16 protein-coding genes and 1 pseudogene are annotated in these 23,199 nt (G+C 39.8%); 13 read left to right on the plus strand and 4 right to left on the minus strand.

Annotated elements, in window-relative coordinates; genetic code table 11:
• Positions 1-54 precede the first annotated feature (54 nt).
• From DBZ36_RS11200 to DBZ36_RS11245, 10 genes are all read left to right on the plus strand, one after another.
• Complete coding sequence (locus tag DBZ36_RS11200) at positions 55-597, plus strand: dTDP-4-dehydrorhamnose 3,5-epimerase family protein (RefSeq protein WP_120355046.1); 543 nt, start codon at positions 55-57, stop codon at positions 595-597.
• Entirely contained in the window at positions 594-1,484 is an 891-nt protein-coding gene (locus DBZ36_RS11205) for an NAD-dependent epimerase/dehydratase family protein (RefSeq protein WP_120355047.1), read from the plus strand. The genes DBZ36_RS11200 and DBZ36_RS11205 overlap by 4 nt, the downstream gene beginning before the upstream one ends.
• Positions 1,472-2,746, plus strand: a complete 1,275-nt coding sequence (locus DBZ36_RS11210) for a protoporphyrinogen/coproporphyrinogen oxidase (RefSeq protein WP_158589083.1) — start codon at positions 1,472-1,474, stop codon at positions 2,744-2,746. Before DBZ36_RS11205 ends, DBZ36_RS11210 begins: the two co-directional genes overlap by 13 nt.
• A complete protein-coding gene (locus DBZ36_RS11215) occupies positions 2,736-4,121 on the plus strand; it encodes a lipopolysaccharide biosynthesis protein (RefSeq protein WP_120355049.1) in 1,386 nt (461 codons plus the stop codon). Before DBZ36_RS11210 ends, DBZ36_RS11215 begins: the two co-directional genes overlap by 11 nt.
• Positions 4,118-4,990 carry a TIGR00180 family glycosyltransferase gene (locus DBZ36_RS11220; protein WP_120355050.1) on the plus strand — a complete coding sequence of 291 codons (873 nt, stop codon included), beginning with the start codon at positions 4,118-4,120 and terminating at the stop codon, positions 4,988-4,990. The genes DBZ36_RS11215 and DBZ36_RS11220 overlap by 4 nt, the downstream gene beginning before the upstream one ends.
• Entirely contained in the window at positions 4,983-6,326 is a 1,344-nt protein-coding gene (locus DBZ36_RS11225; protein WP_120355051.1) for an O-antigen polymerase, read from the plus strand. Before DBZ36_RS11220 ends, DBZ36_RS11225 begins: the two co-directional genes overlap by 8 nt.
• Positions 6,319-7,518, plus strand: a complete 1,200-nt coding sequence (locus DBZ36_RS11230) for a hypothetical protein (RefSeq protein ID WP_120355052.1) — start codon at positions 6,319-6,321, stop codon at positions 7,516-7,518. The genes DBZ36_RS11225 and DBZ36_RS11230 overlap by 8 nt, the downstream gene beginning before the upstream one ends.
• Positions 7,511-8,065, plus strand: a complete 555-nt coding sequence (locus DBZ36_RS11235; protein ID WP_199711839.1) for an acyltransferase — start codon at positions 7,511-7,513, stop codon at positions 8,063-8,065. Before DBZ36_RS11230 ends, DBZ36_RS11235 begins: the two co-directional genes overlap by 8 nt.
• A gap of 43 nt (positions 8,066-8,108) precedes the next feature.
• Positions 8,109-9,119 carry a lipopolysaccharide biosynthesis protein gene (locus DBZ36_RS11240; RefSeq protein WP_120355053.1) on the plus strand — a complete coding sequence of 337 codons (1,011 nt, stop codon included), beginning with the start codon at positions 8,109-8,111 and terminating at the stop codon, positions 9,117-9,119.
• Positions 9,120-9,358: 239 nt separating this feature from the next.
• Complete coding sequence (locus DBZ36_RS11245; RefSeq protein ID WP_120355054.1) at positions 9,359-10,492, plus strand: SDR family NAD(P)-dependent oxidoreductase; 1,134 nt, start codon at positions 9,359-9,361, stop codon at positions 10,490-10,492.
• A 312-nt stretch (positions 10,493-10,804) separates the two neighbouring features.
• On the opposite strand, the pseudogene DBZ36_RS11250 reads toward DBZ36_RS11245, so the two are convergent.
• The 4 genes and pseudogenes from DBZ36_RS11250 to DBZ36_RS11265 all read right to left on the minus strand — a co-directional run bounded on the left by DBZ36_RS11250 (position 10,805) and on the right by DBZ36_RS11265 (position 16,393).
• Positions 10,805-11,870 (minus strand): annotated as a pseudogene (locus DBZ36_RS11250) (IS3 family transposase).
• 138 nt (positions 11,871-12,008) lie between these two features.
• Positions 12,009-13,058 carry a UDP-N-acetylglucosamine--undecaprenyl-phosphate N-acetylglucosaminephosphotransferase gene (wecA, locus tag DBZ36_RS11255; protein WP_120355055.1) on the minus strand — a complete coding sequence of 350 codons (1,050 nt, stop codon included), beginning with the start codon at positions 13,056-13,058 and terminating at the stop codon, positions 12,009-12,011.
• Positions 13,059-13,219: 161 nt separating this feature from the next.
• Positions 13,220-13,921 (minus strand): hypothetical protein, encoded by a 702-nt coding sequence (locus tag DBZ36_RS11260; protein ID WP_120355056.1) that lies wholly within the window; start codon positions 13,919-13,921, stop codon positions 13,220-13,222.
• A gap of 333 nt (positions 13,922-14,254) precedes the next feature.
• Positions 14,255-16,393 (minus strand): FAD-dependent oxidoreductase, encoded by a 2,139-nt coding sequence (locus DBZ36_RS11265; RefSeq protein ID WP_120355057.1) that lies wholly within the window; start codon positions 16,391-16,393, stop codon positions 14,255-14,257.
• A gap of 213 nt (positions 16,394-16,606) precedes the next feature.
• Here DBZ36_RS11265 and DBZ36_RS11270 point away from each other — a divergent pair, with 213 nt between their 5' ends.
• Genes DBZ36_RS11270 through DBZ36_RS11280 form a run of 3 tightly spaced genes read left to right on the plus strand, consistent with a single transcriptional unit; the run spans position 16,607 to position 23,151 of the window.
• Positions 16,607-18,301 carry an autotransporter assembly complex protein TamA gene (locus DBZ36_RS11270; RefSeq protein ID WP_147395022.1) on the plus strand — a complete coding sequence of 565 codons (1,695 nt, stop codon included), beginning with the start codon at positions 16,607-16,609 and terminating at the stop codon, positions 18,299-18,301.
• Positions 18,298-22,176, plus strand: coding sequence for an autotransporter assembly complex protein TamB (gene tamB, locus DBZ36_RS11275; protein WP_158589084.1), 3,879 nt, complete (start codon positions 18,298-18,300; stop codon positions 22,174-22,176). The genes DBZ36_RS11270 and tamB overlap by 4 nt, the downstream gene beginning before the upstream one ends.
• 48 nt (positions 22,177-22,224) lie before the next feature.
• Positions 22,225-23,151 (plus strand): hypothetical protein, encoded by a 927-nt coding sequence (locus DBZ36_RS11280; protein WP_120355059.1) that lies wholly within the window; start codon positions 22,225-22,227, stop codon positions 23,149-23,151.
• Positions 23,152-23,199: the final 48 nt, after the last annotated feature.

Raw genomic sequence — 23,199 nt, forward strand, 5'->3', positions numbered from 1 at the left:
AAAAATTCGAAATACACGCCCATTTGTGAACGAACTATTGTTGGTTAAATTATTATGAATATTAAAGACTTAGCATTAGAGGGGTGCCAGTTGATATCTCTTCCACATTCTATCGATGAGAGAGGGCACTTTGTTAAAACCTTTAACAAGGAACTCTTTGCTAACACGGAACTTTATGAATTTGACCTTCAAGAAGAGTTCTACACGATATCAAAAAAAAATGTGCTTCGTGGCTTACATTTTCAAAATAACCCGGCAGCCCACTCAAAAGTAGTGTCGTGTATTGATGGGAAGGTATTGGATTTCTGTCTTGATTTAAGAGCTTCATCACCTAGCTACAAAAAGCATATTTCCATGGAGCTCGATAGCGAAACACCGCAATTACTGTTTCTACCGAAAGGAATAGCACATGGGTTTCTAACTATCTCGAAGTCGGCGACTCTACTTTATAAGACAGACAGTGTTTACTCTCCAGAAAACGATAGTGGCATTCTTTGGTCTAGCATCGGTTTGACTTTGCCTAATGATGATTTTATTGTTTCGGAAAGAGACAAGGCATTTATTTCACTTAGTGAATTTGAAAGTGATTTTATATGAAAGTTTTAGTTTGCGGTGCAACTGGTTATTTAGGACAAGAGTTAACTAATCACTATAGATCCCAGGGGCATGATGTCGTTACTTTGGGGCGCAGCCCAAAGAACGATATCAACTTGGATATTACCAATTTTAATATTACAAAACTCATAAATGTTTTGGTTAAAATTGATTTAGTTGTACATTGTGCAGCCATAAATGAAGTCGAAATCGCAAAAGATATTGTTAACACCTATAATGTCAATGTGGTGTTAACACGTTTGTTAATCGAAATGGCTGTCAAGTTAAGTGTGAGTAGTTTTATTTATGTCAGCACTTTTCACGTATATGGGACTTCTTGTGGTGAAATTACCGAAAAGAATAAGATGCATCCAATAAATGATTATGGCCTAACCCATTATTTATCAGAAGAAATTGTGAGAGTTTCTTGTGGGAGAAATGGTATTGATTTTTTGATTCTTAGGCCCACCAATATATATGGCAGGCCTAGTGACATATCATCTTTTAATCGAAAAAGCTTGGTTCCATTTCAATTCCTGGAACAAGCGTTAATGACTAACGAAATTGTCATCAATAGTAGCGGTCAACAATATCGAAACTTTGTATCTGTGAAAGAAGTTGTTGATTGTTTAAAATTTGTTGGAAGTGAAGAAATTATTAATTGTTACGGAGAATTGAACACTAGCATTGAGGATTTCGCTCACCGAATCGGTGGGATCGTTAATGAAGAGTTTGATAAGAATGTGAAAGTACGAGTCTGCGGAAAACGGGTTCCTGGGAACTATGCGCTTAGTGTAAGTAACACTAACAGTTTATATCAGCCACGCAGAGAATGCCTAAAAGAGTTTGTTGTCGATATGGTTGGGTGCAAAAAGCAATGGACAAAGTAGTCGTTCTTGGAGCTGGTATTACTGGGATATCTGCGACTTATTATGCTCAGATTAAAGGTTATGACGTTAACTGCTATGAGAAGTCAACACATGTAGGTGGATTGATCTCAAACTTTGAAATTCAAGGCTTTCGCTTTGACAATGCTATCCACTTATCTTTTTCCAAAGAGCCGGTGGTCAAAGAACTCTTCAATCAAACTGAGTCCTATACACACTCTCCAAATGCCTATTGTCTTGAAAACGGGAAATGGCTAAAGCATCCTGTTCAAAACAATTTGTATCCTCTAGAAACTGAAGAGAAAGTTGCTTTGATTAGATCATTCACGCAGCGGCCATCTAAGTTGCCTGAAGACTATTCTCAGTGGCTTGATCATCAATACGGAGATGCGATTGCACAAAGGTATCCCAAAAAGTATACCTTGAAGTATTGGGGATGCGAGGCAGAAAAGCTATCCACAACATGGATTGGAAATCGTGTGCGTCGAGCGGAGATAGACGAAATACTAGCTGGAGCTATGGAGCCCCGAGAGGAGAACCATTATTACGCAAATGAAATGAGATACCCAAAACAAGGTGGCTATTTTGAATTTGTTAGAAGTATGGCTGAAAGCTGCCCGATACAAGTCAATAAAGAAGTTGTAATTGTTGACGTTGAAAAGAAAGAAATCACTTTCAAGGATGGATCGACCGCGGAATATGATCAACTGATTAATACTTTACCTTTACCTTCTCTGATTCCCTTAATTTCTCCTAAGGTACCAGAGCGTGTTCTCAATGCAACTAAAAGCCTGTTATGGACTACAGTTGATCTGGTTTCTATAGGATTTAACAAGGAAAAAGTTCCCCCGTATTTGTGGTTTTACATCTATGATGAGGACAAAGTAGCCTCTAGGGGATATTCTCCTTCTTGGAAATCTCCAAACAATGCTCCGGAAGGCCATTCATCCTTGCAGTTTGAGATTTATAATCTATCGACTAAGGAAAGGCTAACCTCTAAAGCACTTATAGAGAATTTAAAGACAACACTACTTGAAATGAATGTGTGTGAAGAAAGTGACATTTTGTTTATGGACCACAAACATCTTCCGTTTGGGAATGTAGTTTACGATCATGGTATGGAAGATCGGCGAGACATTGTGCTTGATTATTTGGACTCCCAGAATATCAAGAGTTGCGGTAGGTTCGGTGAATGGGCTTATCTTTGGAGCGATCAAAGTTTCATGAGTGGAAAAAATGCAGCAGAATCATTAGATGAAGGATAAGCTGGTTCGCGCTTCTTTAATATATGGAATCACAAACATCGTAAGCCAAGGCGGTGTTTTTTTACTTCTACCGCTTTATAGTTTCATTTTAACCAAAGCAGAATATGGGCTTGTAGCCAAGTACGAAATTTACACATTTATTATAGCGGTCTTCTTTTCACTTTGTTTAGATAGAGCGGCTCAAAGGCTTTTCTTTGATCATTCGGATCAAGAACGAAAGAACGTTCTGTCCACGTTATATTTTTCAGTTCTTGCTTTCTCTACTTGCTCGATGCTCTTTTTTTTCTTGGTGTTATCCTTTTACCCGGAAAGGTCTTCTGGTGCACTTATATATGCAACACTATTTTGCTTCTTCACCGTAAATGGACTGATTAGTACTCAGTTTTTCCAATTTTCAGAAAAACCCATCGCCTATGCTGCGATTAAATTGACTACAGTACTTAGTAATGTCGCGTTAATCTCTTATACTCTGTATTTCTATTCCGCAACTGCAGAGACAAAATTAGCTTCTGATGCAGTAGTTTCTGGTATAGCTTTTTTTATACATTTTCTTATTGCGATAAGATTTTTTGGTATAAACTTCCAATATAAGTATCTACAACAAGGTTTGAAATTTGCGCTTCCCTTTGTACCAACATTACTCATCTCTTGGGTGATTGTGCTGTCCAGTCGCATATTCTTAGAGTTCTATGGTGACATCGCTGACGTTGGTGTTTACTCGATGGCGTACAAGTTATCATCAGTAATTCTAGTTATTGGGGCTGCAATAAACATGGCATATACACCGTACTTTTATAGAAATGCTGCGCTAGGGGACTCCGAGGAGAAATCTCTTGAAAACACTTCTAATACTATTCTATATTTTTTGCTTGCTCTTTTGATTGGTTTTCTTACTTTTAATGCTGAGATAATTCATTATTTTCTAGACACAAAGTATAGTTCGATCGGTGGACTAGTTTTTATTATATCGATTGCTTGTTATGTTTCTGTGTTTAATAGTTTTACATTTGTATTGTATATATTGCAAAGCAAACGTTCTATTCTCAATCTAGCCGCGAGTATCGTTTCGGCGTTAGTTTCTGTTGTACTTAACTATTCATTGATTCCGAAATATGGAGTATATGGTGCTGCGGCATCGTTGTTGATCGCAACTTTTTTGCTGTCTATTTTTCAATGCTACTACTCAAAGCAAGGCTTCTACTTGCAACTTCAATGGAGAAGACATTTTCTAGGCTTGTTGTCAGCTATTTCATATGGAATTTTTGTGCATCAAATACCGTTATCCATCGAAACAATAGTTTTAAAATTAACAATAGCAATTATCGCGTTAGCTTTTATATCCAAACGCATGTTTCTTATTAAGAAGATTATATGATCACAATAATTATTCCTACGCACAATAGGCATGAAAAGCTCGACAGAGCTATTAATTACTACAGTGAATTTGATTCTCAAATTATCGTTGTTGACTCATCTGAAGTTATTTATGAGAGAAATTACCCATCTAATGTTAGGTATTTGTATAAACCAACATTGAACTTCGCGGAGAAAATTTTAACGGCTGTTCGAGATTGTGATAACGAGCTAGTTGCTCTGGTAGCAGATGATGATTTTATTTTGGAAAAACCGTTATTTAAAGCTGTAACAAGAATGAAGCAGGCGGAAGAGATATCGATTAGTTTTGGTTACTTCCTCAGTTTCAATGAAGGGAATGTTAGTTCGCTGGAGCCAATTCCTGTTTTGAATAGAAATCCTGATTATTATCATGGGGTGGCAAACGCAGAAAGCAAACTGAAACACTTTGTAGCAAACTTTGAGCAACTGTTGTGGTCCTTGTACCGTAAAGAAACCTTGTTGAGTGCGTTTAAAAAAGTAGCAAAAGCCGACTACGTAAACGATAATTTTATTGAACTAACAATAGCGACTACAGCTTTTTCAAAAGGAACTGTCAATCATACAAATAGTTTTTGGGGGGTTCGCGAAAGAGCTTTAGGCGAACATTGGGGATCAAGACACAAAGCGATTTCAAAAAACGATCCCCTCGAATTTACAAAGTTCATCGATAGCGGAGAAAATGATTTTGAGAAAAAATTGTGCCAAGTCGCCCTTGAGCACTATTTGTCAAAATCGTTATCACGGAAAGTAAGGCATAGAATAAGTCGATTCAGGAAACCAATTTCACACGGTTCTATCGACTACACCCTTAGTGAAATTCTATCTATTTTAAATAAAGCCCATGAATAAACTGGTACTGTTAAAAATCTGTTTAAATTTATTTGTTCTAATTTTAGTTCTGGGAGGTGTTTTTGTCCTTAACGAATCAGCTTTACTTGTAGCTACTGGTGTTTTAGTCATTTTTTTTATAAACAGAGACCAGCGCTTGCTCCATCCTTCGAACATGGTGTTTGCATTCTATGCTATGTACCTAATATTGCCTATTTGCTTGTTCTATGTTTTGGAGTTTATTTCGTGGGAATATATATTGCCATGGGGGAGAATAAGTAACTGGGATCAAGTTTCGCCTAATGCGTTTGCTCTTGTCTTTTGTACCTTTTCTTTGCTTTTTTTGTCGCTTATATTTTTTAACCAGGACAAACCAAGGTTGAACAAGCACACCGGTATCAACAATATTTATGTTCCGTACAGCATATGTATCAGCTTGATTGTGATATTGATATTTGGTATGGCCTTGTTTGTATCAAAAACGGGCGGCATCGGCCTTTGGTTATCTGATTACTCAAATACGTACGTATCAGGTAAATCGGGAGTCGGATGGCTTAATTTTCTGTTGATAAACTATGCTCATTTCGTTTTCTTTATTTGTGGCATAGCTCTTTTTTCGAAACATGGCATTAAGGGAGTTAGAAGACAGCTGTTAATCTTTCTACTGATATTTTCAGTTGTAGTCGTTTGTTATTTTCAAGGGATTAAAAGCCGAGTACCTATATTAGCTTTGTTTTTTCTTTTTCCAGTATTGATTAATTCTCGATTAAAAATGTTTAACGGTGTAGTTTTATTCTTGGCATTCATATCTTTTTTTATGGTCTCTATGTATTTTCGCTCTAACGGATTTTATGATTCTTTTCCAAAATTAGTTGAATACTTGTTGTCCTATTTTAATACCTACATTTTATTAGATACAACCATGAACGATTTTCCTTCAGACTATATGCGAACATTGTGGTTTTCGTCCCAAAAATATACTCAAGCCTTAGGGTATGAATCAAATGGAGAATACCTGGATATTAGCTATTGGTTGACGGATGTTTACTTCCCAGAGACTTGGGAGAGAAACGCTACTCAACAGTGGCCTCTGGAAATGGAGTTATACTTCAACTTTGGAGGCTTGCAATTTTTTGTATTACCAGTGTTGTTGATTTCAGTTCTAATTTCTTATTTGTATAACCGAGCTTATTTAGGGAGTCACATATTGAGCTTCATTTTCATCGCTGAGTTTATTCGAATATTTTCAACCCTTCGAGGGAGCATGCTTCCTTGGACATTACCTTTAGTTCTCATTTTTTATATATGCACTTGTTTTTTTATGATTGCATTTACTAGGAAGGTTAATAATGCATAAGGCTTCATCCAATCGAATTATTGAAGCGTACGAGAACGAAATCTGTATTGAACAATGGTCAATAGATATTGGATTAGTCGACAAGAATTTAGTTAGAAAGCATCAGTTACCCCGTTACAAGCTTTTGAAGGTATTCGTTTCACACACCAATAGAATTAGAGCACTGAGGTTATGTTTTCTTCTCGTATCAAATCTCCTCCCTTTGATATTTTTTTTCAAAGCTCTACAATGTAGTTTTTATATATTAAGTAGTAAGAAAAACACAAAGATACTCAAAGAACAAAATTTTTATATCACCGATACGTTGTTGAGCCTAAAGAACTTCAAGGTAGTGAATGACAAATTTTCTTTTGATAACAACAATGTTGTTCTTTATAAAGACTTGAAAAATGTTTGTAGCTTTTTGGAATTAAAAGAAATTGGGTCTTTATTAAAGCTTGTATATGAAACCAATGACCTTCTTAAAAAAAGGTCAGAGAATTTGGAACGGCTGTCTTACTTTGAGCTGAAACTCCACTGTGTGGACTTAGTTGAGATCGCCGCATTTTTACTTGTAATACAGAAACTAAGCAAAAATGACCCAAATATATATTTTGATCAACATATTCAACGTTGGGCTTATTTGATCAGCCACACCGTGGAATATAAGCGCTCAAATTTAGTACAGCATGGTTACCTTGACGCATCTGTTCAATTCAAGCATGCCTTTGGCGAGATTGGTACGGCCTGGATATTGTCCGAGAGATTTCGAGAATTATTTTTACGAATCTACAAGGTTGGCAGATTTGTCATTGTCAAATCGGCTCTTACGCTGCAAAATCACTTGGAATCAGATGGTTTAACTCCTAAAGTTTTCTTGGCGTCTTCCCCGGTTTCGATCGAATTGGAACAACAATTTGTTCAAGAGTGCCTTGATAATAATATTTGTGTTCTTTTTAAAAAGCATCCTAAATACAAGTATCCAGGCAACGCCTTCCATGATTTTGACGATAACCGGCTATTTCTATTGGACAATAAATCCTTCCCGCTTTGTGATGTGATGGTTACTTTTAACTCGTTTTTGGGTTTCGAATATGAAAGCCTAGGAATTCGTGTTTTTTTCTTGGAAGGCTCTTCAATTGAAGAGCGAAGTAACATGGTGAGAAAGATTTCAAGTTTTGAGGTACAAAAGGACCATTTACATAATGATTAAATTTTTCTGGGCTATTCGCGCATTGCAGTACAAATTACTGATGGGGAAAGTAGGGCGTCTGTGTTACATGGGGAAACCTTTGTTCCTATCAAACCCTAAACGCATTTTTATTGGTAACAAGGTCAGAATATTTCCGCACTTTAGAATGGAAGTTCTTGATAGTAACTCGTCAATTGTAATCCACGATAACGTTTCAATTGGCCAAAACTTTCACGTGATTTCTGGTGCTAGTTTACATATTGGTACCGGTACTACAATTTCAGCCAATGTTTTAATAACTAATGTGGATCATTCTTATGCGGATGTCTCTAGTAGTGTGATGTCTCAATCTCTGATCGTTAAAGAAACTACTGTAGGTGATAATTGTTTTTTAGGTGTAGGTTCTGTTTTACAAGCGGGCACTTGCTTAGGGAGTAACTGTGTAGTTGGTGCTAACTCTGTCGTAAAAGGTGTATTTCCTGAGCGGTGTGTCATAGCGGGCGTACCTGCAAAAATTATAAAATTATACGACTCTTCAACTCAAGTTTGGAAAACGATGGATAAATGAAAGATGTTTGTTTCCCGTTTGGTACTCCCTTAGGTATTAGTTTATGAAGTCTTTAGAAGATAAAAATGTGTTAGTGTTAGCGCCAAGTTTTTTTGGATACGAAATGAGTATTAAAAAGGCTTTGGAACAATTTGGTGCAAATGTCAGTTTGTATAATGAACGACCAAAAAATAGCTTTTTTGTGAAATCATGTATTCGTTTACGTCTATCTTTTGTCATTCGAAAACATATTTATAGCTATTACGATAGCATCTTGAATGAAACGAAGGATACTTCTTTTGATTATTTATTCCTGGTTAATCCTGAAGCAATTAATAAAGATATTATCACATCCTTTAAAAATCAGCATCCGAGTATTACAGTCCTTACGTATATGTGGGATTCAATAGTTAATAAGAAAAATTCAAGTAAATTGATTGAGATCAGTGATAGTTTTTATTCATTTGATTCAAATGATGTTATTCGAGACTCTAGGGTCAAATTTTTGCCTTTGTTTTATACGCAAGACTACGCCAGAATCTCCGAGGTTAGCAATTCTAGGAGTATCGATGTTTTGTTTGTCGGTACGATTCACAGTGATCGTTACGCTTTGGTAAGTGAAGTTAAGAAACAACTTTTACGAAAAGGAAGGATTGTTTCTATTTTTCTCTTCTGCCCGAGCAGAATTCTATACTTTGGGCGAAAAGTTTTCTCTAAAAATAGTCAACCTAAAAGCTATAGTGAAGTTTCTTTCAAATCTGCTAGTCCTGATTGGCTTTGTGAACAGATAACTAATTCAAAGGCTATTTTGGATATAGAGCACCCGTCTCAAACCGGTTTGACAATGCGGACTATTGAAATGCTAGGTGCAAAGCGTAAGTTGATTACGACAAATAAAAATGTTCTCAAATATGATTTCTACAACACAAATAATATACTTGTTATAGACCGATCTAATGTCAACATTGAAGATGATTTTTTTGATACAGATTATGAGCCTCTAGATATTTCGATTTACGAGAAATACTCATTAAACAACTGGATATCGACAATTTTTAGTGACAATAGCAAGTGATGTTGGTTTAAATCTTCATTGAATTCATGAATTAGACCGCTTCTTCAGTAAATGACTCTGATTTTGGAGTTGATGTTCGCAGGTCTAAAGATTCAAGCTGGTGATGCACGATGTATTTGCGTCTTGCATGCGAGAGTAGATATGTTTTCGTCGAAAATTTAACATCAGTGAAAGAGCCAAAATAACTTGATTGTTATCCTTAAAATATCCTAATTAGAACGTAACTCAGGAAAATGAAAATGAAACAACAGCGAATACTTATAACAGGAGGAGCAGGATTTATTGGCTCAAATCTAGCACATAAGCTTGTCGAAAAAGGCTATGCTGTTACTGTGTTGGATAACTTGTCTCCACAAGTGCATAGTCAGGTATCGCCTCTATATAATTCGATAAAGGACAAGGTAAAATTTATTAAAGGTAGCGTACTTAATTATAATGATTGGAAACTTGCCTTGGAAGGCATTGATGTAGTTGTACACCTAGCGGCTGAAACTGGTACCGGCCAGTCGATGTATGAAGTTCAGAAGTATACAGATGTGAACGTAAAAGGTACTTCTATTTTTCTCGATATATTGGCTAATGAAGAGCATACAGTAAGGAAAATGATTATTGCTTCGTCCAGGTCGATATACGGTGAAGGTCGGTATAAATGTGTTAAGGATGGTTTGGTGTATCCTCACGAAAGACTTGATTCAGACATGTCTAAAGGCGACTTTCTGGTTAAATGCCCGGTTTGTAATGAAAATGCTCAAATTATGTCTACTGACGAAGATAGTAAGATACACCCTAGTTCTATATATGGTGTTACAAAACAAGTGCAAGAGCAAATGTTTATGATTATGGGGAAGTCGTTGGGGATTCCTTCAGTAGCACTTAGATATCAAAACGTTTATGGTGCAGGTCAGTCGTTATCAAATCCTTACACAGGAATATTGTCCATTTTCTCAACTATAATTAAAAATGGAAATGATATAACCATATTCGAAGATGGTGAAGAAAGTCGTGATTTTGTTTATATAGATGATGTGGTAGACGCGACGATTCTTGGTATAGAAAATGAGCACGCTAATTATGAAGTCTTCAATGTAGGTTTAGGAGAACCAATAGAAGTATTAAAGGTAGCAAATGCTTTAGTTCGTGAATATAAAAGTCAGTCGCAGATCACTGTTACTGGAAGTTATAGATTAGGCGATATAAGATCCAATTATGCTAGTTTGGTAAAGATAAAAAATAAACTTGGGTTCGAACCAAAAGTAAGCTTTGAAGAAGGTATTTCGAAATTTGTAAGCTGGGTAAATCAACAGGAAGTTGTTGAAGATAAATATGAAAGCAGCATAAATGAAATGAAGAAGAAAGGGTTGTATAAAAAATAATTCTAGTCTTGGGGCAATCTCATCCTTAATATTTGATTAAACCTCAGTTGACTTCCGAGTAGACAGGTAGTGATATAATGGTCACTTGCGCATTACGGTGGCTGCTAGTATTGTAAATTTGTGAATCTTTATTATATTTATTGAAACAAACAAATCGACATTAAAGTTAGTTGTTTCATTTTAGATCTGGAAATCGGAGTGCGCTAGCTTCGCAGTCGTTTTGAATAGGCATTGCGCACAAGTATACCTAAAAGTTAAAAGGTTTGACCTTTCCCCGAGTTTAGTGCCATTCTCACGATGAGATAATTAATATTAGGCAGCCTGACTTGCAAATTCAACAGGCGACCTATAGTTCAACGAACTATGAGGCCAAACATGATTGTAATGCTCCTTCCATTACCCAATCTCGTAACGCGCTTCTTCTAAAGTTCTGAACCAATGTTGGTTCAAACATTCATTTCTGAATTTACTATTTAGGCTTTCTATAAATGCATTTTGAGTAGGCTTACCTGGTTGAATAAACCCAAGCTTGACCTTGTTTTCGTTGGACCAGAAGAACATAGCTTTGCTCGTAGACTCCGGTCCATTATCACAAATGATGGTATCGGTTTAGAGCGTTGCTCTGTTAACTGACTCTAAAATCGCGCGACCATCGAACCATTAATAGATATAGACACCAATTGACCCACCATTTCACGAGTAAAGTCATCGACAACATTAAAAACGCGAAAGCGCCGGGCATTACTCAATTGATCAGCGACAAAGTCCATGGACCACCGCTCATCTGCTCGACTAGGTAACTCCATCGGGAAGCGTTGACGTTGAATTTTTTCTACGCGTCTTGGTTCGGACTTGAAGGCCTTCTTCGATATAAAGGCAATATGTGTGCTTACGGTTTTTAACTAACTTTTCGCGTTTCAACAGTCCATGAAGCATTAAGTAGCCATATCGAGAGTAGTGTGCCGCAAGCTTCTTGAGGCGTTCTCTTAGCGCATTATCAGTGGCGGGCTTAGCAACATAGCGATACGCAGTACGACTAATACTTGCTAACCTACAGGCGCTTCTCTCGCTGATGTTGAACTGTTCAATCAAGTACAAAGCGACTTGCTTTCGACCCGCAGGCTTTACCACTTTTTTGACACGATGTCCTTCATGGCTTCGACCTCAAGCAACTTCTCGGCAAGTAATCGTTTAAGCTTTCCATATTCAACTTCTAGCTTTCGAAGGCGCTTGGCTTCAAGCCCTGCAAACTTACTTTCCAATTTTAAAAGGTCCCGGAAGATATCCCCATGTCGCGGCAAATATCATCAACTTTTGAGCCCGCTTCATGCTGTTTGATTGCTCGAATAATCTGTTCTACGGTGTACCGTTTTTTCATAGAGAGATCCTCATTTCTTTAGGATAGTTGGAAATCTCATCGGGTTCATGGTTTTACTTTTGGGGGAAAGGTCAGGTTCTCGAACGGTGTCGTTATGAGGAGAGAATTGTGGACTTTGACAACATAGCTTCGTGAGTATTATTTTGAACGTAACCAAGCCGTTATTACCCAAATTTTATTTAGCAATGCAATATAGCAAGCAAAGATAATGATAAAAGACATAAACATGACGGATTCCGGTATATGCAGCTGCTCTCCTATGATTCCAAAGCCCGCAAATAGGCTAGCAACTAAGCATATTATGCACAGTGTTTGTCCTGAATTAAAGCCTAAGCGTTGGCAGATGTGGTGTAAGTGCTCTCTATCGGGTTTGAATGGTGAATCACCACGCCTAATTCTTCGAATCATAATTGCAGCCATATCCATTAACGGTACAGCGATGAACCACAATGCAGCTACAGGGCGTATCGGACCATTTCCAGGAGCTTGAGTACCAGCTAAAAGTAGCCAAATTACAGTGAATCCGATGAGCATGCTTCCAGCATCCCCCATAAAGACCTTATGTTTACGCCCCAGAAACCCTAAGTTGAGCAAAATGTAAGGTAGAATTATCACGACTAGCATCATGCATAGATAAGCTAGTAAACTTTCGCCATGTAACGAAAAAATTATAGCAAGACTTGTAAAAGTCACTGTTGCCAGCCCACCAAGTAGACCATCAATTCCATCGACCATATTGAACGCATTAATAGCACCGATTACAGCAATGATTGTTACTAATGAACCTAACCAACCTAAATCAATTTGTCCAATTCCAAACATATTCCCCAAGTGAGTGAGTTGTAGATCCGCGAAATACATCATTGCTATCGATAAGCAGGTCTGAACTAATAGTCTGATTTTGACACTTAGGTCGTACTTATCGTCTATTACACCAACAAATACTAGTATGCTAATACTTATTGCATATAGATTTTGATGCGGAACATCCATTTTTTGATAGTAGATGAATGACAAAATGGAAATACAAATAGAGAGACCGCCCACAAGTGGAATTTCTCCATTATGGAGTTTTCTTTGATTTGGCCGATCAACTAAACCTACTCGCTGTGCTATTTTTCGTAAGAAAAACAATGTGGTAAGGGAAAAAAAGAACTGAAATCCGATATCTAAAAATACACTGAACACGAGTATCCTACGTTGGCTGCCTAATTGCTTACAGAGTATAGCTTTTTGGATTGCTGATGGCTATTTCCCTAAGGAACTGTTGACGATAGATTAAGGTCCGAACAGAGAGTTATCCCCGCCATTCGGACTCTGCTGGGTTAAAAGATATTGCCGTTGCTATATCAGTTTTGTTGATTCAACCGTTCCTTCAAGCCGTCAAAAATAATATCAAGGTATTCACCTACGTAAGTGTTTTTGCGCTTGTGTTCATAGTTCTGGTTAATAAGCAGTGCACACAGTTGTTCTTGATTTAGCTCAAGAACGCCACTATCAGCGCAGTCATAGACTTTGAGCGCAGCACTACCCGATGCAAAAGATGCAAACTTGTAATTACTACTAGATGCCTTTAGCAACTGGTTAAGTCGTTCACTTGATTCCCACTTCATTGACTGGCCGTAATCCCAAACCACAAGTCTAAGACTGTCGTGTTGCAACAGGCGCGTACTCAACTCTTGGTCTTGATAAAGATAGTCAGCCGAAGCTATAACATACCGGTCAGTATGGCTTTGAGTGTTCAACCAGTGCTTGATGTGTTGTTCGTCAATCAATACTACTTGCAGGCCGTAACACATGGCCGCAATTGCGAGTTCGCTAGGGAAAACAGTCCCAGTGCAAAGGATATAGAGTTGTTCTTGGTGAAACAGACCAAGTTGCTCAAATGTGTTGGCGAAGTTTTCGACGCTATAAGCTTGATAAAGCTGATGCGGTTGTGCATCGCATACTTGGTCGCTATTGGTTTCTGGTTTACCAGCTGTAGAAGGGGGATTCGATTTATACAGTAATGTGTTAAGCATGAAAGGTTGTGACTGTTGATCTTGAATCATTGCGCTTTCCTTTTTTGGGTTTACTGGAGTATAGGAGGCAATTATCACTTATCCCTTATTGTTTAACTAAAAATTAACAAATTTGTCATTAGTGAGGCCGCGGTCACATTTCGTGTTTAGATATTAGTTGTACGACTGAAATGCTCCACAAGTGTTTTGTTGCCTCTAAGTAGCTGTAAAATATTGAATAATTACTTTTCAATTCAGAGGCGTACTTGTAGTGCTAAGGATTTGGTAAAGGTTTACTCGATATGATGTGTGGCGTTTGGCATTGGATATAAAAACGGCTCCGAAGGGAGCCGTAGGATAATTAACTGATTAAACTGCTAGGCTTTAAGCACCACGCATTTTTTTGTGGAACTTAGCAACCCACGTTAACAATTTTTCTGGAGCGTGATTTCGCTTCCATTCGCCGGCTACGTATTTATTGCTTTCCATCATTGTGGGATAGGCGTGGATAGTACCAAGGATTTTGTTTAGACCCAGTTTATGACGCATCGCTAAGGTAAATTCAGCAAGTAACTCTCCAGCACCAGCGGCAACAATGGTTGCGCCTAGGATTTTGTCTTTACCGGGTACGGTAAGCACCCGGACAAATCCTTGAGCAGTGCCGTCGGCAATAGCGCGGTCGAGTTCGGCAATATCAAACTCGGTAACTTCATACGCAATACCTTGGGCTTTTGCGTCACTTTCGTTCAAGCCAACACGTGCAACCTCAGGTGAGGTGTAGGTAGCGGCTGGAATAACGCTATAGTCGGCACGGAATTTTTTGAAAGCGCCAAACAGTGCATTAACGCTTGCATACCAAGCTTGGTGTGCAGCAAAGTGAGTGAATTGATAAGGTCCGGCAACATCTCCAACAGCAAAGATGTTAGGGAAGTTAGTTTGTAAATAGTCATTAACTTTAACCGTACCACGCTCAGCAATTTCTACACCAAGCTCTTCAAGCCCAAACCCTTTGATGTTGGCAACGCGCCCAAGAGCTAGTATTGCTTTGTCGAAGTAAACTTTACGTTGTTTGTCATTCTCTTCGAGATTAACAAACTGACCTTGTTGGTCTCGCCCAAAGCTAACAGCCTTAGTACCGAGGTTTAGGTCTAACCCTTCTTTAATGAACTGCTCTTCAATTATCTTACTTACGGCTTCGTCTTCTCGAATCAATAGCTTAGGTGCCATTTCAACCAGGCTAACTTTAGAGCCTAAACGTTGGAAGCTCTGCGCTAATTCACAACCAATGGGGCCGCCACCCAATACGAGCAGCCGTTCAGGTTGTTCTTTTAGTTGCCACAAATCATCTGAAGTCAGATATTCCACTTGATCCAGACCAGGGATCCCGGGAACTAAAGGCCGCGCGCCGGTAGCGATTACAATATTACGGGTGGTAATTGTCTTACCGTTAACTTCAACTTCCCACGGGCTAAGAATTTTTGCTTCACCCTGCACGCAGTTAACACCTAGCTTACTGTAACGTTCTACCGAATCATGAGGTTCGATTTCTGCAATAACGCCATGGATGCGTTGCATTACAGCTGAAAAATCTACATCAGCACTGGCATTCTTGTAGCCTAGTTCATGGGCATTTTTTGCTTCGTATGCGAATTTTGCGCTGCGAATAAGCGCCTTTGACGGTACACAACCCGTATTTAGGCAATCACCGCCCATCAAATGTTTTTCGATTAGGGTGACTTCGGCTTTTACCGCCGCAGCAATGTAAGCACTTACTAGCCCACCTGAGCCAGCCCCAACCACAACCATGTTCTGATCAAAACTCGTCGGTTTGGTGTACGGTGCATAACGCTTCTTGTTTTCGAAATAATTCACAACAAATTTACTCACTATCGGTAAAAGGCCAAGAAGAACAAACGCTCCAAGCATGCTGGGCGATAAAATGCCTTGCAAGCTATCGAGGCTCGCAAGCTGAGTCCCTGCATTTACGTAGATTAGCGTTGCAGGCAACATACCTAGCTGACTAACCCAATAAAAGGTGGTGGTTTTTAGTTTAGTTAAAGCCATCACCAAATTAATTAAGAAAAATGGGAAGATAGGGATTAAGCGCAAGGTAAACAAATAACGGGCTCCATCTCGCTCCAGCCCATTGTTAATGGCGGCTAGTTTGTCACCATAGCGGCTTTGAATAGTGTCTCGTAGTAAGAATCGAGCGACTAAGAATGCACAGGTTGCGCCAATGCTGCTCGCAAATGAGACCAACAGTGCACCCCACCATAACCCAAAAACGGCACCTGCCAGCAATGTGAGTAGCGCAGCTCCAGGAAATGAGACAGCGGTAGCGAGTACATATATGGCTAGATATGATGCGAAGCTAAGTGCGAAGTTTTCGCTGACAAAGCCACTTAGCTGTTGTTGATAGCCTTTAATGCTATCAAATGTAAGTAATTGGCCTAAGTCAAAGGCCCAGAAGCTAAAAATTAATGCGACCAGTACCAGGACTAATATTTTTTTTGGTGTATTCATAGACATTTTCCAGAGACAACTAGGATTGCAATCCTTTACAATAATGATTCTTTAACCTTGATGGGTGCCTTGTACTATCAATCGATTTGACAAGGTACGGTTATCAGTTGTTGGCTAAACTTCATCTGTTAGTTTTGATGTTACATGATATGACCGTTTAACCGCGGCTTTCTTTCACCTGAATGAGAAAATATTTTGCAGGGACTGCCTACTTTGTTTCGAATCCTTATCTTTGCCCTTGCGCTTTTGACTCCAACATTCGCCAACGCAATTGAATATGTGGTCAATATTGATGACAAAGCTATTCGCAATAACGTAGAGCAGTATTTACAAGCTCAAACTTTCAGTGAAAATACCCGCCAACGGCGGATCCGTCGAGAATCCCGTGAACAAACAACTAACGCTTTGCGCGCTATGGGGTATTACAAAAGTACCATTAAGTTTGAAGAAGATGACAAACAACGTTTGGTGGTGAATGTTGACTTAGGAGAGCCACTGCTTATTGGTGAATCCAACGTCATTGTCAAAGGAGCAGGAGCACAAGCACCAGAGGTGTTATCAATTCTACAAAATAATCAGCTGGAGCCAAACCAGCTATTTTCACACCAAGCGTATGACAAGCTTAAGTCTGAACTCAGCCGTTTATCAGTACGCTATGGTTATTTTGATGCGGGCTTTGAGGTCAGTGAGGTTAAAGTTAGTTTGGCACGCAATACGGCTGATATAAACTTGGTGTATTTAACTGGCGAGCGTTACACCTTTGGCAACATTGAAGTTCAAACTGAAGACGTTAATCCAGCTATGATCCTCGATTTAGCAGAGTTTAAGACCGGTGACGCTTTCGATTCAGTTAAGCTAGGTGAGTTTAGCCAACAAATTAGCGAAACTGACTATTTTAAATCGATTAGTGTGCGTCCGTTAATGGAATCTCGAGAGCAGCAAAAGGTTGATATTGAAGTTGGCCTGGTACGTAAAGAAAAAAATAGCTACGAATTGGGTGCTGGTGTGTCAACCGATGTTGGTGTTCGAGCTAGCGCGAAGTGGACCCGTCCAATCGTCAATTCAAATGGTCACAGTATAACCAGTGAGCTTGAACTGTCCTTACCCAAGCAGCAAGTTTATGCTTCATATCGAATTCCCCATGAAAACCCAATTGATGATTTCACCGATTTACAAATTGGTTATGTGCGCGAAGATAAAAACGACACCAAAAGTACAAAATATGTTGCATCAGGCACGCGCAATTGGCGTTGGGACGGTGACTGGTACCCCTCGCTATTTTTGCGCTTTCAACGAGAAGATTATATTCAAGGTTCGACCTCTGACAGTAAAGATCTCATCATTCCGGGGGGAAACATATCAAGACTGCGTTCCAGAGGCGGCTTAGACCCAAACTGGGGTGACAACATTCAAGCCAGTGCTGAGTTTTCTAATAGTCTTTGGGCTTCCGATGTCGATTTCGTGCGTCTTACCACCGTAAATAAGATACTTAGATCTACGAATAAACATCGTTTTGTCGGACGACTTGAGCTGGGTGGTATTTTTGGTGATCCCATTGAAGATATTCCGGCATCGATGCGATTTTTTGCTGGAGGTGATCAAAGCATACGTGGGTATGGGCATAAGACAATTTCACCACTAGATGAATCAGGTCAGTTGTTAGGAGCCAGTTATTTAGCGACTTCGACAATTGAATATAATTATCAATTTTTGGATAAATGGCGTGCAGCTATATTTGTTGATGCTGGGACTGCAACCAATGACTTCACCGACCCTATCAGTATTGGTACCGGTGTTGGTGTGCGCTGGATTACACCTGTGGGGCCGCTGCGCTTGGATTTTGCCTATGGGCATCAGAATCCTGATTCGCCATGGCAAATTCACTTCTCAATAGGGCCCGACTTATGATCAAAAAGGTGTTATTAAGAAGTTTAAAGTGGTTGATTCGCCTTATCGTATTTGGCGTTTTGGTCAGTTTACTCATCGTGACCATGATTGTTGGTACCGAACGGGGTTTGCGTTTTGTTGCCGATTTGGTGAGTGACAATGTCTCTGGACTAGTTATTGAGAATGTACGCGGTCAGTTATGGCAAGGCGTATCAATAGAAAAGCTTCAATGGATTCAAGATGGTTTAGAGCTAGATTTAGAAAATACCTATGCCCAGATTGACTGGGCGGGTATAGATCGCAAATTATTGCACGTTGAAAGCTTGAGAAGCGACAACGTTATTGTCAGTGTCGACACCATTAAATTAGCTGAGAGTTCAAGCAAGCAACCGCAAAGTGATGTCGCAACTGATTCTAACGAATTATGGACCCCTCCTTGGCCACTACTTATTAGTGAATTTAAGCTCGAAGCTTTTGTTTTAAGCGTTGATGGCATTGGCGTAGAACTCGATGCTTTAGATTTTGCTGGGCAATGGAAAGCAGATAAAATCGATGTAGATAAGTTGATCGTCCAGAGATGGAAAGTCGATCTGGGACAAGATGAAGTTGCAATCGATGAACAGGCATCCGTTAATGGGAGTGAAGTAGCCCAAATAAACGGCGTGGCTACCCAAACTAAGGATGTGCAACAGCCAGAGCTTATTGAAACTGAAGATGTCGATTTTCGGGAAACGCAAATTGTCTTACCAACAATTACTACTCCATATGCGTTAAACATTTTGGAGCTTAGATTAACAAATGGCGAAATTATTGCTGGTAATGAGCGATTCGAGTTGGAACAGATTCATCTACAAGGTCAGTGGTTTGAAAGTCAACTTAGCTTAGCCGACTTAAGTATTGAGGCTGCTTATAAGCAAGACGCTGTTTCACTTGAATTGAATGGAGAACAAAGCCTTAGTGGCAATTACCTCACTAACTTAAAGCTAGCGACAAAGCTAAATTATCAAGGAATAAAACAATCGCTTGACCTAAGTCTAAATGGACCGCAAGACCAAACTCAATTGGCTTTGGATTCCGCGGGGCTTGCGCAAATTTCGCTAAATGGAGTGCTAGATTGGAGCGATCTTAAGCTTAAACATAATATGTCGCTAGATCTGTCCAAAGTCGAACTTAGTCAACTTAAGCAATGGTTTTTGATGCCAGAGAGCCTTAGTGAGCTTAAACCGAAGACTGTTTCACTTAATAGTGAGGGTGATTTATATGAATTGGACTTTGAGCTAAAAGCGGTTGCTTCGTGGCTTGAAGAGATATTACTCGAAGTCGAAGGCAAGACCAGTCTTGAGGCCATTTCACAATTTAAACTTAAGCTTGAAAGTGTCGACAATAGCCTTCAAACACCACGAGAAACAGCGCAACGCCTCGAGCTTTCGGGAAATGTGGCGTGGAAGGATGCAATAGCTTTAGCCGTTCAGGGTAATTTCGATCATATCGACTTAAAACCATGGTTGGCTCCATTCGCCTCATTACCTGATGAGCCCCTACCAATTCTTGATGGAGCGCTTGATGTCTCCTTAATAGGCGACAATTGGAAAGCCAATAACATAGAAGTAAACGGCGATTGGTTAGCGCTACCCATTAAGTTAAAAACAACTGGTGAAGGAACACTTGCTGGTATTATTAATAGCTTGGACCTGAAGCTGCAACTTGCAGACAATCACATTGTCGCCAAAGGGGCTTTAAGCCCGCAAAAAATGGACTTAAAGGGGAGTATTGATGCTAAACAATTAGAGCAATTACCTTGGGTCGATAAAGGTCAAGTGAGTGGAGATTTTGCGGTAAGTGGTAACTACCAACAGCCTGATATTGAATGGGATCTTAGTGCTCTAGGGTTAAGCGCTTACCAGGTAACTATTGACAAATTTACCAGTCAAGCGTCACTAAAACTAGACCAAGCTTTTAGTGGAAGCATCAACACCAATATAAACAATATAAAGGTCGCCGGAGAACAAATAAAAAGTGCTGAGCTGGCCTATCAAAGTAAAGCTAAGCAACAGAGCTTAAGTCTTGACCTTAAACAAAGTAAACGCAGCGTTAGCGCTAAACTGAACGGCAGTGGGGATGCTAGCAATTGGAAGGGGCAATTGGAAAGCGCAAGTTTGGACGCAGAACTTGGTCTTTGGCAGCTCGAACAAGCCATGGCATTACAGTTAGAAAATGGGGTGCCAAATATAGGGGCACACTGCTGGGTTCAAAAGCGCAGTAAATTATGCCTTGATCAAAGCTTGAGCATTGCAGAATCTTTAGATGTTAAAGCTTCGCTTCGTAACTTTGACTTTGAAATACTACAAGCGTTGATAGACCAAGACCTTGAGTTTGACGCCACCGCTGATGCAACTGTTGTTGCAACGATTGCCGGCTCAAAGGTTACAAGTGCTGAGTTAAAATTTCTAATGCCAAAAGGGCAGGTGAGTCTAAGTAACGAATTTGATGAAAAACAAACCTTCACCTATGATCAGCTTGACCTTGTAGCAAAGGTGAAAAACGATCAACTTAGGGCCGATTTAGAGTTTGAAACCGCAGAAGTTGGCGAGCTAAAAGCGTGGATAGAAACACCGATAGTAGCCAAAACCAAAACCTTACGTGGCGAGTTGGAAATACTTCCTATCCAGCTACAAAAGTTCGCACCATTAGCCCCAGAACTTAGCAGACTAGAAGGCTTGCTAGAGGCTAAAATTGCTATTGCTGGTAGCTTGCTTAAACCTAAGCTCAATGGACTTGTAGAACTCAAAGATACTTTTGTCGCTGGTGACCAACTTCCTTTAGATATCGACAATTTGTCCACACAAATCAAATTTAGTGAACAAAAGGCCAATATTGAAGGCGGTTTTACCTCGTCTAATCAACCAGCAAAATGGTTAGGTGAAATTGATTGGAGCACAGGTAAACCTTTAGGGTCGGTGACTTTTGACGCGGATAAGCTAGAGCTACTCATTCCGCCGATGGTAAGTCTAGTCGTTAGCCCAGATATTTCTGTAGGCTTTGGAGAACGCGTGCTCGATATACGCGGCGAAGTTTTAGTGAATAGCGGCAAAATCCAAGTTAAGAACGTACCACAATCTGCACTGCAGTCATCTAGTGATGTCATTGTTATCGAAGAAGAAATTGAAGGTCAATCAACCAGCCAACTCACGGCACTGGATATTACTGTAAATTTAGGTGATGACCTTTCATTGCTGGCTTTAGGCCTCGATACGCAACTCACAGGTAGTATTAATGTTACACAGCCACCAGGAAAAGCCATGGTGGCTAGTGGTCAGATAGACCTAGAAGATGGAACCTTTGCAGCATATGGACAAAGCTTAGTCATTGAAAAGGGCCAATTGACCTTTTCGGGACCTTTGGAAGAGCCCTACCTTGACGTGCGAGCTATTCGTAATCCGAACATGATTGAAGACAATGTCACGGCTGGTATTAAAGTGTTAGGCTCAGCTAGCGATGCAAAAACGGAACTGTTTTCTGAACCATCAATGTCTCAAAATGAGATGCTTTCTTATTTACTACGAGGGCGGGGTTTAGATTCTGGCTCAGATGATAACGCTTTTGCATCTATGTTAATTACTGCAGGACTCAATCAAGGTTCTGGTGTTGTCGGTAAAGTCGGTGATACTCTAGGCCTACAGGACATGTCTGTAGGCGCAGCCGGGGCGGGTAATGACACCCAGGTGGAAGTTAGTGCTTATGTACTGCCGGGTGTACAAGTTAAGTACGGGATGGGAGTATTTGAACCCATCAATGAACTTACAATTCGCTATGAAGTCATGCCGCGTCTGTTTATTGAGGCCTTCTCAGGCCTAGATTCGGCTTTGGATGTTTATTATGAATTTACAACTGATTAAAACTCATACGCTATGGGTGTTGTTGATCTGCTATGCAGGTGAACAAACATGAGTAACGCAATCAAACTAGGGCTTAGATTTGATATAGACAGCGTTAGCAGTGCCAGCTACGGCCTTCCGATCTTAACGCGTCTATTATCCAAATATCAGGTTCGAGCTAGTTTGTTTTTTTGCACCGGACCCGATAATTCCGGTCGAAAGATATGGCAGCAACTGCGGCCAAGTAACCTTATTAAGCGTATTAAAAGCTCTGATACACCACCGATTAATTATACCGCAGATAAATTACGTTGCGGTTTGATTGGCGATGGCCCACTGATAGGTGAAGCCCTAAACAACGCTTTTCACGATATTACTGAATCTAATCATGAAATAGGTGTTTTAGCCTGGGATCAGCACCTATGGCTTAATCGAATTGGTTCGATGAGTGGCGTTGAAATTGAACAACAATTGCAAAAAGCGCACCTAAGTCTAAGTAAAGTTTTAGGTCGGGATTTAGAGTGCTCAGCAGCCGTGGGTGCCCGTTCTAGCGATCAGGCTTTGTGTGCCAAAGAGCAATTTAGTTTTCGTTATAATAGTGATTGCTATGGCGAGTCGATTTTTGTTCCTGCCCTAGGCATGGCGCCCCAAATTCCGGTGACGTTACCAAGTCCAAAAATGGCGCTTTCATGTGAAGGTATTGCAATCGAGCAATACGCCAATCATTTGTCTAAGCGCATTAAACCTCAGCAACTAAATGTATTGGCCTTGCGAGTCGAAGATCTTTGCTGCCGTGAACAATGCGATAAAGCCTCGGAGTTAGCTAAGCAATTGGAGCTAGTATTGAGTAATACTAGTTATGACTGTGTTCCATTAGGGCAACTTCTAGACAAAGATTATCAGCAGTGGCCTATTGAAAAAATTAGAAACCTGACGCCTCCAGGGCATGAAGATTGGATTAGTTACCAGGCTTCGTGTGTCAGCGAGTGCCTTTAAACCGCTTTGTAAGCTTTATTAATCGTAATCCAGAAAATATAGCAAGCG

The sequence above is a fragment of the Alginatibacterium sediminis genome (assembly GCF_003610775.1).
GTDB classification, from domain to species: Bacteria; Pseudomonadota; Gammaproteobacteria; order Enterobacterales; family Celerinatantimonadaceae; genus Alginatibacterium; species Alginatibacterium sediminis.